Annotated in this window: 4 protein-coding genes (1 of these 4 cut by a window edge); 2 read left to right on the top strand and 2 right to left on the bottom strand. The window is 61.2% G+C overall.

Features of this window, described 5'->3' with window-relative positions; genetic code table 11:
- Positions 1–7,523, top strand: the 3' portion of a protein-coding gene (locus ACIOVB_RS05445; protein ID WP_401265571.1) for a non-ribosomal peptide synthase/polyketide synthase. Its footprint begins 7,468 nt before the window's first position; 7,523 of the gene's 14,991 nt are visible here — the last part of the coding sequence; its start codon lies off the left edge, out of view; its stop codon occupies positions 7,521–7,523.
- Between the two features lie 64 nt (positions 7,524–7,587).
- A complete protein-coding gene (locus ACIOVB_RS05450) occupies positions 7,588–8,547 on the top strand; it encodes an alpha/beta hydrolase (protein WP_401265574.1) in 960 nt (319 codons plus the stop codon).
- An 874-nt stretch (positions 8,548–9,421) separates the two neighbouring features.
- Here ACIOVB_RS05450 and ACIOVB_RS05455 read toward each other — a convergent pair.
- Together ACIOVB_RS05455 and ACIOVB_RS05460 are read right to left on the bottom strand one after the other, a co-directional pair.
- On the bottom strand, positions 9,422–11,881 hold the full coding sequence (locus ACIOVB_RS05455; protein ID WP_401265577.1) for a TonB-dependent siderophore receptor: 2,460 nt from the start codon (positions 11,879–11,881) through the stop codon (positions 9,422–9,424).
- Positions 11,882–11,998: 117 nt separating this feature from the next.
- The gene (locus tag ACIOVB_RS05460; protein WP_401265580.1) at positions 11,999–13,648 is read right to left on the bottom strand and encodes a cyclic peptide export ABC transporter; all 1,650 of its coding nucleotides are present in this window, start codon (positions 13,646–13,648) and stop codon (positions 11,999–12,001) included.
- Between the last annotated feature and the right edge of the window lie 107 nt (positions 13,649–13,755).

Raw genomic sequence — 13,755 nt, forward strand, 5'->3', positions numbered from 1 at the left:
AACTGCGCTCGATCCCAGACAAAGGCATCGGTTTCGGCGCGCTGCGCCACCTCGGCGATGCACAGGCACAGCAGTGCTTGCGCGCCTTGCCGACACCGCGCATCACCTTCAACTATCTCGGCCAGTTCGACGGCAGTTTCGAGGGCGATGCCGCCGCGCTGTTCGTGCCGGCGCCGGACAATGCCGGTCTCGATCAGAGCCCGGACGCGCCGCTGGGCAACTGGCTGACCCTCAACGGTCAGGTGTATGGCGGCGAACTGCGGGTGGGTTGGACGTTCAGCAGCGAACGTTTCGACAGCGCGGTCATTGAAGCGCTGGCGGCGGATTACGCCGAGGAACTGGCCGTGTTGATCGGCCATTGCCTGACCCCGGGCATCGAAGGCCTGACCCCGTCGGACTTCCCCTTGGCTGGCCTGACTCAGGCGCAACTCGACGGCTTGCCATGGCCGGCGCCGCAGATTGCCGACGTTTATCCGCTGTCGGCGATGCAGCAGGGCATGTTGTTCCACAGCCTTTACGAACAGGCCACTGGCGATTACATCAACCAGGTGCGCCTCGACGTCGAAGGCCTCGACCCGCAACGCTTCCAGCAAGCCTGGCAAGCGGCGGTGGATAACCACGACATCCTGCGCACCAGTTTTGTCTGGCAGGGTGAACTGGCGCGTCCGGTGCAAGTGGTGCACAAGCAACTGGACATGCCGTTCAGCGTGCTCGACTGGCGCGAACGCGGCGATGGCCAGAGCGAATTGAATGCACTGGCCGCCGCTGAGCAGGCGCAAGGTTTCGACCTGAGCCAAGGGCCGTTGCTGCGCATGGTCGTGGTGCGTCTGGATGACCAGCGCTGTCATCTGATCTACACCAACCATCACATCCTGATGGACGGCTGGAGCAATTCGCAGTTGCTCGGCGAAGTGCTGCAGCGTTACAGCGGCATTGCTCAACCGGCACTGGCCGGGCGCTATCGCGATTACATCGAATGGCTACAACGCCAGGACGTGCAGGCCAGCGAGCACTACTGGACTGCGCAACTGGCCGACTTGCAGGCGCCGACCCTGCTGGCGCAGGCACTTCAGGCACAGCGTGGCGATGCACCGCAGGCCGGGCATGGCGAGCATTTCTGCGTGCTGGACGCGCAGCATACCCGTCGTCTGGGCGAGTTCGCCCGCCAGCAAAAAGTCACGCTCAACACACTGATTCAGGCGGCGTGGTTGCTGCTGTTGCAGCGCTTGACCGGTCAACAGAGCGTCGCGTTCGGCGCCACGGTGGCGGGGCGTCCGACGGAACTCAAAGGTGTCGAGCAGCAGATAGGCCTGTTCATCAACACCTTGCCGGTGATCGCCAGCCCCCGTGCGCAATCGAGCGTTGCTGAGTGGTTGCAGAGCGTACAGGCGCAGAACCTGGCCCTGCGCGAGCATGAACACACGCCGTTGTTCGACATTCAACGTTGGGCCGCGCGCAATGGTGAAGCGCTGTTCGACAACATTCTGGTGTTCGAGAACTACCCGGTGTCCGAGGCGCTGGAGCAGGGCGCACCGCAGGAATTGCGCTTTGGCGAGATCAACAACCATGAACAGACCAACTACCCGCTGACCTTGCTGGTGCATTTTAGCGACGAGTTGTCGATGCACTTCAGCTACCAGTGCGAGAGTTTCGCGGCGCACAGCGTGGCGCAGTTGGGTGAGTGCTTGCAGCGCTTGCTCGGGCAGATGAGCGAGTCGGGCGAGCGTTCGCTGAGTGAGTTGAACCTGATCGAAAGCGTGCCGAGCGTCGCTGCCGATTTCGTCACCGATCTGTGCATTCATCAGGGCATTGCTCGTCAGGTGACGGCCACCCCGGATGCATTGGCGGTGACTTTCGGCAGCAATCAGCTGACTTACGCTGAGCTCGACGCGCAAGCCAATCGTCTGGCGCACAAGCTGATCGAACTCGGTGTCGGCCCGGAAGTGCGGGTGGGCGTAGCGATGCCGCGTTCCGAGCAGTTGCTTATCGCCTTGCTGGCGGTGCTGAAGGCCGGTGGCGCCTACGTGCCGCTGGACCCGGATTACCCGGCGGATCGCGTTGCTTACATGCTCGACGACAGCGGTGCGCGGGTGTTGCTGACCGAGCAAGCCGTCGCCGCGACCTTGAGCGTGCCGAGCGAAACGCAAGTGCTGCTGATGGATCAGGTGTCGTTGAGCGGTTATTCGAGCAGCGCACCGCAAACATCGGTCGCGCCGGACAACCTCGCTTACGTGATCTACACCTCCGGCTCCACCGGCAAACCCAAAGGCGTGGCGATTGCCCATCGCAACGTCATGGCGCTGATCGACTGGTCGGCCAAGGTTTACAGCCGCGATGACATCCAAGGTGTGCTGGCTTCGACGTCGGTGTGCTTCGATCTGTCGGTGTGGGAGCTGTTTGTCACGTTGGCCAACGGCGGCTCGCTGATCATCGCCCGTAATGCCCTGGAGCTGCCGCAACTGGCAGCCCGCGACCAGGTGCGCCTGATCAACAGCGTGCCGTCAGCCATTGCTGCATTGCAACGCGCCGGGCAGATTCCGTCGAGCGTGCGGATCATCAATCTGGCGGGTGAACCGCTGAAACAAGGCTTGGTGGATGCGCTGTATCAGCAGTCGACCGTCGAGCACGTTTTCGACCTGTACGGCCCGTCGGAGGACACCACCTATTCGACCTGGACTCGCCGCAGTGCCGGTGGTCAGGCGAGGATCGGTCGTGCCCTCGACCACAGCGCCAGCCATTTGCTCGACGCCGATTTGCACGTTGTCCCGCAGGGAGTTTCGGCTGAGCTGTACCTGTCTGGTGCCGGCATCACTCGCGGCTATCTGGGCCGAGCGGCGATGACCGCCGAGCGGTTTGTGCCTAACCCACTCGCCGCCAATGGCGAGCGCATGTACCGCACCGGCGACCTGATCCGCGAGCGCGAAGAGGGCGATCTGGAGTACATGGGGCGCATCGACCATCAGGTGAAAATTCGCGGCCTGCGTATCGAACTGGGCGAAATCGAGGCGCGTCTGGTGGCGTACGTCGCCGTGCGTGAAGCCGTGGTCGTGGCCAGTGAAGTGCTGGGCAGCCAACAATTGATCGCCTATCTGGTGCCGAGCGATCCGACGATTGTCGATGCCAGTGCTGAACAGCAACGTGAACTGCACGACGATCTCAGCACTTGGCTGGGCGCAACCCTGCCGGATTACATGGTGCCGACTCACCGTCTGTGGCTGGCGCAACTGCCGCTGACCCCCAACGGCAAGATCGATCGCAAGCGTTTACCGGCGCTGGAACTCACGGCGGCGCAACAACACGTCGAGCCGGTCAACGCCACCGAGCAGGCGCTGGTGGACATCTGGAAAGACGTGCTGGGCCTGGCGCGGGTCAGCACCACCGACAGCTTCTTCGCCCTCGGCGGGGACTCGATCATCTCGATTCAAGTGGTCAGCCGTGCCCGTCAGCAAGGCCTGGAACTGAGCCCGAAAGACCTGTTCCAGCACCCGACCATCGAGCAACTGGCGCAACGCGTCGCAAGCACCTCAGACGTACCGGTGGCAGCGCTGATCGACATGCCTCTGCACGGCTTGAGTGATGCGCAAATCGCGCAATTACCGCTGCCGCAGGATCAGTTGGCAGGGCTTTATCGCCTGTCGCCGATGCAGCAGGGCATGCTGTTCCTCGGCCTGAATTCGCCGGAATCGGATCTGTACGTCAACCAGTTGAGTGTGCCGGTGCAGGGCCTTGACCCCCTGCGCCTGAAAGCCGCTTGGGCAACGGTCAGCCGTCGCCACGACATCCTGCGCACCGGTTTTCTCTGGCAGGACATGGCCGAGCCGCTGCAATTCGTCCTCGCTGACCCGCAGTTGCCGATCAGCCTGCTGGACTGGCGCGAACAGGATCACTCGGCCGAAGCCTTGCAGGTGCTGGCGGATGCCGAGCGGGCCAAGGGCTTCGATCTCGACCAGCCACCGCTGCAACGGTTGGCGCTGGTGCGGGTGGATGAGGACAGTTATCAGCTGATCTGGACCTATCACCACATCCTGATCGACGGCTGGAGCAGTTCGCAGTTGATCGGCGAAGTGCTGAGCCAGTATTCCGGCAAGCCGCTGGCCGACGCCGTTCCATATCGCCGCTACATCAACTGGCTGCAACAGCAGGACGCCAACGCCAGCGAAGGGTTCTGGCGTCAGCATTTGAACCTGCTCGACGAACCGACCTATCTGGCCGACGCCGTTACGCGTACTGACAGCGGTCGTGGTCACGAGGCGCTTTACAGCCGCTTGGGTGAGCAGCGCACCGAACAGCTCAAGGCTTTTGCGCAAGCTCAGCAAGTCACGCTGAACACCTTGGTGCAGGGCGCATGGCTGATGCTGCTCAGCCGTTACAGCGGTCAACGCTGCGTGGCGTTCGGCGCCACGGTGGCGGGGCGTCCGGCGAGTCTGCCGTCGTCGGAATCGATCCTTGGCCTGTTCATCAATACGTTGCCGGTGATCAAGGACGTGCCGGCCGAGCAAGCGGTGGGGCCGTGGCTGCGTGAGTTGCAGGACTTCAACCTGGAAATGCGAGAGCGCGAGTACACCCCGCTGACCGACGTCCAGCGTTGGGGCGGCCGCGCCGGGCAGTCGCTGTTCGACAGCATCATCGTGTTCGAGAATCACCCGATCGACCAGGCATTGCGCGAATGGCGCGACGACTCGCTGAAGTTCGGCGAGATCAATAACTCTGGCCTGACCAACTTCCCGATGGACTTGATGGTCACGCTCGAAGAAGGTCTGGTGATCGAGTACATGTTCCTGCGCGAGCATTTCGACCGGGCGACGGTGGAAGGCATCCGCAGCAACATGGAAGGCCTGCTCGTTGCGTTGACGGAAGATGCGACGCAACCGCTGGGCCGCATCGGTCTGCCGACCGGTCAGGCATGCATCGCGCAGGCTTTGCCGGCTCCTTCGCAAGAACCGGCAGTGCACCAGCGCATCGCACAATGGGCACAAGCGCATGCAGGCCAAACTGCATTGATCTTCAATGGCGAGACCTTCAGCTACGGCCAGATCGAGGCCCGGGCCAATCGTCTGGCCCATGCGCTGATCGCCGAAGGTGTCGGCCCGGAAATCCGCGTCGGTGTGGCCCTGCCACGCAGCGAAAACATGATCGTCGCGCTGTTGGCGGTGCTCAAAGCCGGAGGCGCTTATGTGCCGCTGGACGCGACGTACCCGCGCGAACGTCTGAGCTATCTGATGCGCGATTCCGGCATTGCGCTGTTGCTCAGTGATTCGAGTCTGCGTCAGGTGATGCCCGCGCAGGACAACCTGCATGTGCTGGAACTCGATCACCTGGATTTGAGCGCTCAGGCAGCGATGGCGCCACAGGTTGCGGTGCAACCGGGCAACCTCGCCTACGTGATTTATACCTCCGGTTCCACCGGCCAGCCGAAAGGTGTCGGTGTGGCGCATGGACCGTTGGCGATGCACTGCCAGGCCATCGGCCAGCGTTACGAAATGAGCGAAGCCGACTGCGAATTGCACTTCATGTCGTTCGCGTTCGACGGCGCGCATGAGCGCTGGCTGACCACCCTGACGCATGGCGGGCGCCTGCTGATCCGTGATGACAGCCTGTGGACGGCCGAGCAGACCTACAACGCTCTGCATGAGCATGGCGTGACCGTGGCGGCGTTCCCGCCGGTGTACTTGCAGCAACTGGCCGAACACGCCGAACAGCACGGTAACCCGCCGCCGGTACGGATCTACTGCTTCGGCGGTGATGCGGTGCCGGTGGCGAGTTTCGAGCTGGCCAAACGGGCACTGAAACCGCAGTACATCATCAATGGCTACGGCCCGACCGAAACAGTGGTGACGCCGCTGATCTGGAAGGCCAGTGCTGACGATCAGTGCGGTGCGGCCTACGCGCCGATCGGCAGTGTGGTCGGTGAGCGCAGCGGTTATGTGCTCGATGCCGACCTTAATCCGCTGCCGGCCGGCATTGCCGGTGAGCTGTACCTCGGTGGCGCGTTGGCTCGCGGTTATCTGGGACGTGCCGGCGGCACTGCGGAGCGCTTCGTTGCCAACCCGTTCAGCGCCGATGGCAGTCGCCTGTACCGTACCGGCGACCTGGTGCGCCAGCGTGAGGACGGCACCGTCGACTACCTGGGACGAATCGACCACCAAGTGAAAATCCGTGGTTTCCGCATCGAGCTGGGTGAAGTCGAGGCGCGTCTCAAGCAGCAGCCGGGCGTGCGTGACGCCGCCGTGGTGGCCCGCGAGGGTGTCAGCGGCAAGCAACTGCTCGGCTATGTGCTGGCTGCTTCCGATACCCCGGCAGACGGTTTGTGCGAACGCCTGCGCGAGCAACTCAAGGCCAGCCTGCCGGATTACATGGTGCCTGCGCATTTGATGGTGCTTGAGCGCATGCCGCTGACGCCGAACGGCAAACTCGACCGCAAGGCCCTGCCGAACCCGGACGCTGAACAGCGTCTGGCGTACGTGGAACCACGCACTGAGCTGGAAAAAGCCTTGGCAAAGATCTGGCAGGACGTGCTGAAAATCGAGCGCGTCGGGCTCACCGACAACTTCTTCGAACTGGGCGGCGATTCGATCCTCAGTCTGCAAGTCGTGGCCCGCAGCCGCGTACTCAAGGCCCAGGGCCTGAGCCTGAAACTGCGCGACCTGATGCAGAAACCGAGCATCGCCGAACTGGTGGCCAGCGTGCAGGGCGCTGCTGAAAAAACTTCCGGGCTGCTGGCGATGAACGCTGAGGTCAAGGGTGTTGCGCCGCTGTTCTGCATTCACGCGGGCTTCGGCACGGTGTTCGACTACGAGCCATTGGCGCGCCGCTTGGGCGGTCGCCGTCAGGTGTTGGCGATTCAGTCGCGGATGTTGCTCGATCCGGCTTTCAACGATGTTTCGTTGCAGGACATGGCCAGCAATTACGTGGCGCAGATCCGCGAGAAACAGCCGCACGGGCCGTACCATCTGTTGGGCTGGTCGCTGGGCGGGACGTTGGCGATGTTGATGGCCGCGCAACTCGAACAGGCTGGTCAGACGGTCAAATTCGTCGGTCTGGTGGACAGCTTCGTGCCATCCGCCAAGGTCAACGAAGGGGCGGTGGATGATTGGCAGGCCGATCTGCGTGACTTCCTGCGGGTGACCCTGCCGGACGCCGCGCCGGGCTTGAGCATCGACGGCGAAGAAACGCCGCAGAACCTGCGTGCATTGTTCGCCGCGGCCATAAGCGCCGAACGCAACGCCTCAACCTACGTGGCACTGGGCGCCGATGAACTGGCCCATGTGTTCAGCGTGGCCCGCCGGCTCAAGCAACTGTCGTTGCAACTGGATGGCTGTGCACCGCTGGTGGTCAATCCGATCTGCTGGTGGACCCTGGGTCGCGAAGAGGAGGCGATGGAACTGGCGGTGCAACTCAAACAGCCAGGCATGGGCGGCGAATGGCTCGATTGCGGGCACTTCCAGATCCCGCGCGATGAAACTTTCCTGTCCGAGGCTGAAGAAATGCTCGGCGAGATCGTTGAACCAGTAGCCATGTCCTGAACTTGCTCTGAACTTGAAAAACCGCTCGGGCGCCTGATGGCGTTCGACCGGTCTGGAGATTTGAATGTCGTTGAACCCTGATATCGCCGCGTTTCTGCAACTGGTCGGCAACGGCCGGGCCAGTGGCAAGCGCGTCGGCATGCATGAGCTGAGCCCGGCACAAGCCCGTGAACAATTCGATCAATCGTCGTTGTTGATGGATGCCGGTGGTGAAGAGCTGCAAGTGGTGGATGAACTGCAATTGCCCGTGCGCGATGGCTCGCGCCTGAATGCACGGATCTACAGCAATCAGCCTTTGAATGCAGGTGCCGGACGCCCGGCGCTGTTGTATTTCCATGGCGGCGGTTACGTGGTCGGCAGTCTCGATTCCCATGATTCGCTGTGCCGGGCTTTGGCTTCGATGGCTGATTGTGTGGTGCTGTCGGTGGCTTATCGCTTGGCGCCTGAGTTTCGCTTTCCAACGGCGGCCGATGATGCCCGTGATGCCTGGGATTGGCTGGTAGCCAGCGCGCAGGATCTGGGCATCGACGCCGCGCGCCTGGCAATTGCCGGTGACAGCGTCGGCGGCAGCCTGGCCACGGTACTCGCCGCACAACTGGCGGATGCCACCGTACAGCCGCGCTTGCAGGTGCTGATTTATCCGGTCACTGATGCCAGTCGCAGCACGCCTTCCATTGAGCAGTTCGGGGAAGGGTATCTGCTGGAAAAGGCTTCGCTGCAGTGGTTCTACGAGCATTATCAGCGTGATGCCTGCGATCGTCTCGATCCACGTTTCTCGCCGTTACTTGCTGAGGTCAACGCTAACGTCGCGCCCGTGCTGCTGGTCTTGGCCGAGTGTGATCCGTTGCACGATGAGGGCGTGGCGTATGCGCGTCACTTGCAGGCGGCCGGGGTTGAGGTGGAATTGAAGGTGTATGAGGGTATGACCCACGATTTCATGCGTATGGGCGCGATCATTGATGAGGCTGAAGAGGCGCAGCAGCATATTGCTGAGCGCTTGGTAGAGGTGTTTGCTGTGGCTTGAAGGGATGGGTGAATATCCGTTGCTGCGGTAACGGCTGATTAGGGTTCCGCCCTTACGGCGGGTCACTTTGGCAAACGCCCCAAAGTAACCAAAGGTCTGTGCCCTGACGTTCGGCCCTCGCTGTGGCTCGGGTTCCTTCGCTGCGGGATCGATCCGGGGGCATCGCCTCCGGTTTGCTTCGCTGCACCTCCTCTCGATGTGTTTGGCTTCGCCAAACGGTCGCTGCGCTCCCACCCCCGGATCAATCCCTCCACTCAGCCTGCCGACGGGCCTTCAGATCAAGAGCTTTACTCGAGCTAACGCTCATTGTGTTGAGTGGGGCGGCATGCGCCGCGTGCGGGGTGTACTCAATTCCTTGTGGGAGCTGGCTTGCCAGCGATGGCGACCTGACAGCCGACCAAGCTCTGGCGGGGCGACTCATTTCCTGTAGGAGTTGCCGAAGGCTCGGGCCGCGATCGGACGATCTTTTGATCTGCTTTGGCTTTGGCTTTGGCTTTGGCTTTGGCTTTTGATCTTGCTCTTCAGCCCATCGGCAGGCCGAGCGGAGGTGTTCATCAGGGGGTAGGCGCGCAGCGCCGTGCGGCGAAGCCGCACACATCGAGAGGAGGTGCAGCGAAGCAAACCGTAGGCGATGCCCCCGGATGGACACCGTAGCGAGGGAACACTGAGCCTAGGCGAAGTGCCGTACGTCAGGGTAAAGCCTTTTGGGTTACCTTTTCGGCGTTTGGAAAAGGTGACCCGCCGTAAGGGCGGAACCCTAATCAGCAACACCCGCAGCAACGGATATACACCCAACCCCAACCCCAACCCCAACCCCAACCCCAACCAAAAAAAACGCCGGCAGATGCCGGCGTTTCAGTGAGCGCAGAGCGTATTACCAGTTGTAGGTCACGTCAGCAGTCATGGTGCGGCCTTCACCGTAGTAGCAGTCGAGGGTGCTGTTGCACGCGGCAACGTATTTCTCGTCGGTGAGGTTCTGCAGGTTGGCTTGCAGCTTCACGCCTTTGATGTGCAGCGGCGATTTTTCCAGGTCGTAGGAGACCATGGCGTCATACACGGTGTAGGACGGGATCTGGAAGGAGTCCGACTCGTAGTCCGAACCGTAGCTGCTGCGCACGTAGCGTGCACCCAGACCCATACCGAAACCGGCCAGGGCAGTGGAGACGTCGAAGTCGTAGTTGACCCAGGCGGACGCGGTCAGTGGTGGACGCATCGCCAGGGTGCGACCTTCGCGACCGTCGTTGTCTTTTTCCCACTTGGTCTGGTTACGCGACACCGAAGCCAGTACGCGCAGGTTCTGGGTGACATTGACCTTGCCTTCCAGCTCGACACCACGGGAGCGCACGGTGCCGCTCTGGGTGCTGAAACCCGGATTGTCGAGGTCGGAGGTGAGCATGTTGTCCTGATCGATCTGGTAGGCCGACAACTGGATAAAGCCATCAATGAACGTCGGCTCGTACTTGATACCGACTTCGTACTGTTTGCCGGTGGTCGGTTCGAATGCGCCGCCGCTCATGTCGGTACCGGTTTGCGGCAGGAACGATTCGGCGTAGCTCACGTAAGGCGTGATGCCATTTTCGAACTCGTAGCCAAGGCCGGCACGACCGGTGAACTTCTCGTCCTTCTGGTTGCTGTGACCGCCGGTCAGTGGTTGCTTGTTGTCAGTCTCGGCGAAGTCATAACGACCGCCGAGAGTCAGGAACCACTGGTTCCAGCGCAGTTGATCCTGAGCGTACAGGCCGGTCTGGGTAATGGTGTTATCCCACTTGTACGGCTGGCGGAAGTTGATCTGGCTGCCATACACCGGGTTGTACAGGTCGATACCCGGAGCGGTGCGGTCATAGAGACCGAGGAACTTTGAGTTGGAGTGGTAGTAGTCCACGCCCAGCAGCACCGTGTGCTCGATATCGGCAGTCTTGAACTTGGCCTGGGCAATGTTATCGATGCCGTAAACCTTGTTGTGCTGCGACCAGTCCACCGCGTAACGGCTCTGGAAACTGTTGTCGTTGAGACCGGTGACCGGGTTGGTCGGGAACGAATAGCCGTGCAGCGGCGCCACGTACTGGTCGTTGACGTCGGCGTAACGAGCGTTCTGTTTCAGGGTCCAGACGTCGTTGAGTTCGTGGGCGATTTCGTAACCGACGACGAACTGTTCACGGTGGTACTTGTTCACGTCCGGTTCGCCGATGAAGCGGCTGCGGCTGATGCGCCCGTTAGAGGTGCTTTTGACCGTGCCAAAGGCTGGCAGACCTTGAGCTTCCGGTACGTCGTGATCTTTCTGGTACTGACCGAATACGGTGATGGTGGTGCGGTCGTTCGGCAGCCAGGTCAGGCTTGGCGCCAGCAACATGCGGTTCTGGTTGGCGTAGTCGATGGCCGAACTGCTGTCGTTGAACACGCCGGTCAGGCGATAGAGGAATTCGCCCTGATCGTCGATCGGGCCACCGAAGTCGAAGGCGCCGTATTTACGGTCATAGCTGCCGCCACCGATTTTCACTTCATGCAGCGGGGTAGCCGTCGGACGCTTGCTGACCATGTTGACGATGCCGCCTGGCTGGTTCTGCCCGTAAAGTACCGATGCCGGGCCCTTGAGCACTTCGACGCGCTCCAGGGTGTACGGGTCGATTTGCAGCGAACCGCCGGTGCTGCCGCCGCCGTATGGCATGTGCAGACCATCGAGGTACAGCGGAGTAGGGGAGAAACCACGGGAGGTCGGTTCGTCGAAAATCTTCACCCGGTCCGAGAAACCGCCGCCGGTCATGCCTGGTGTGTAAAGCAGGGCTTCGGTGACCGACTTCGAACCGCGCATCTTGATTTCGTCTTGTGTCACGACGTTGATGGTCTGCGGGATTTCCTTGAGCGACGAATCGGTCTTGGACCCGGAGGCGCTACGCTTGGCGACGATTCCGTCAACCGGGCCCCAGGCCGATTCCGCGGTGGCGGAAATACTGGTCGGTGCCAGATCCAGGCTTGCACCGCTGCTGCGGCCGCGCAACGCGACGTTGTTGCCCTGAACGCTGTAGGCGATGTCGGTGCCTTTGAGCAATTGCGCGATGGCGGCGGTTGGTTCCAGGTTACCGCTGACGGCGGTGCTGCGCAGACCACTCACTTCATCCGGGCTGTAAAGCACCTGAAGGTTGGTCTGACGACCGAATTCCTGCAAGGCGCTCCCCAGCGACTGTGCAGGAATATTGATCGCCACGGCGGCGGCCTGAGCCTGACCTGCGATTGGCAAGGTCAGGGCCATGGCGCAAAGCGCTGGCAACGTGGAACGCAAGGAGCGGCGGATCAGCAGAGCCTTGGCGAGCGGGTGGAGTCCGTGCGGTGCGGGCATTGTTCTTCTACTCTTCAAAGTGTTGACTGAGAACTATTTCTATTAACTGTAAGTAAGACGTTGAGCCTTCCGAAAACCGGAAAGGCTCAACGCATTTTTTTTACAAATTTTTCACAATCAGGCGGGTTGAAGCTCAGTGACCACTTTGCCGGCGTTCATGCGCACCAGTTGGTCGGCGACATCGAAGTAACGATCGTCGTGGGAAATGACGATGATGGTCTTGCCCAGACGCTTGAGGTCAGGCAGCAGCTCGGTATAGAAAATGCGGCGGAAGGTCGGGTCCTGGTCGGCGGCCCACTCGTCGAACACCAGCACCGGCCGTTCTTCCAGCCAGGCATTGATCAGCGCCAGACGTTTGCGTTGGCCGGTCGAAAGGTCGGTGGTGGTGAATGAGCCGTCGCGCACGCTGACCTTGTGGGCGATCTCCAGACGCTGCAGATATTGGTTGGCATCTTCCGGAATATGCGTGTCGCCCTGAACCACGTCGTCGAACAGGTAGTAGTCGGCGAAGACCGTGGTGAACAACTGGCGATAGTCGTCGCGGGTCAGGGCGGTGACCACTTGATCGTTGAGGCGGATTTCACCTTGCTGCGGCGCGTACAGGCCCAGCAGCAATTTGATCAGGGTGGTCTTGCCACAACCGTTTTCGCCGACGATGAAGACGATGTCGCCCTGTTCGATTTTCAGGTTCACCGGACCGAGACGGAACGGCGTCGCGCCTTGTACGGTCGGGAAACTGTACGAGACGTTGGTCAGTTCCAGGCTGTGCACCGGTGTCTTTTTATTGCCTTGGTCGTTGAGCAGCAGGTGCGGTTCGGGCGAGGAAAACTGCTCGGACAACTCGGCGATACGACGGAACGCGATCTGCGCGCGACTGACAATCGGCAGTGCGGCAATGATGTGTTCCAGCGGACCTTTCATATACAGCAGCACCAGCACAAAACCGCTCATCACCGCTTTATCGGCGTTCGGCCACAGCGATTGCAGGCCCAGCGCCAGGCCGATCACGACGAAAAACAGCATCGAACCGAGCGTCTTGGCGATCACGAAAATATTCACCGAGCGCACCTGGGTATCGCAGATCTTGTCCGCCGTGCCTTCAATGCCCGAGACAAACATTCGGTGCCGGCGCGGCCGATGGATGCGCAGCTCCTTGGCGCCCTCAGCGACGGCGTGGTAGCTCTTTTGCAGTTCGTCTTCGTAGTCGCGAGCCTTCATGAAACCCTGCATGCCACGCCCGCGAGCAATGTATTGAACGACCGTACCGATCAGGATAGCGATGACTGTCAGCAGAAACATCGGCCATGACAACATCGCCAGATAGCCCATGCAGCCGAGGGCAACGGTCATCGAAATCGCTAGCGGGGCGAAGGCGAACGCAAAGTCGCTGATGGTATCGACGTCGTGGGTCAGCACCGGAATCAGACGATGACTGCGATAGCGTTCGATCTGTTCGATCGGCGCCGAGAGGACTTTTTCGCCCAGCTCCTTACGCAATTTGGCAATGATGTGTTGGCCGACATAATTGGTGCCAATGTCAGAAAAAATGGAAGTGGTCAGGGCCAGCAGGCACAGGCCGGCGAAGATCGCGACCATGGTGCCGGTCAGATCGCCTTCGCTGTGCAGCACGCTGTTGATGGTCGCCAGCAATGCGGTGACGCTCAGACCGCCGACCATGCCGAGCAGGACGGAGACGGTGACGATCAGCCGAAAGGGTTTGAGCAGGGCGAACAATTCATTGATCACCCCGCGTGTTGGTTTGCTCATGGAGGTTCCCTGCTTGAAAGAGCGGCGAAGGCCGGCATCGGCTGCGGACTTCGCCTGGGTGACGTAGAAGGCGGTGGCGCGCCTTGACGGTTCGCGCCCACCTGTAA

Source organism: Pseudomonas sp. NPDC087639 (genome assembly GCF_044743385.1).
Lineage (GTDB): Bacteria > Pseudomonadota > Gammaproteobacteria > Pseudomonadales > Pseudomonadaceae > Aquipseudomonas.

Coding starts and splice junctions, on each gene's coding strand:
- ACIOVB_RS05450 (WP_401265574.1), top strand. CDS start 7,588: ATGTCGTTGAACCCTGATATCGCCGCGTTTCTGCAACTGGTCGGCAAC.
- ACIOVB_RS05455 (WP_401265577.1), bottom strand. CDS start 11,881: ATGCCCGCACCGCACGGACTCCACCCGCTCGCCAAGGCTCTGCTGATC.
- ACIOVB_RS05460 (WP_401265580.1), bottom strand. CDS start 13,648: ATGAGCAAACCAACACGCGGGGTGATCAATGAATTGTTCGCCCTGCTC.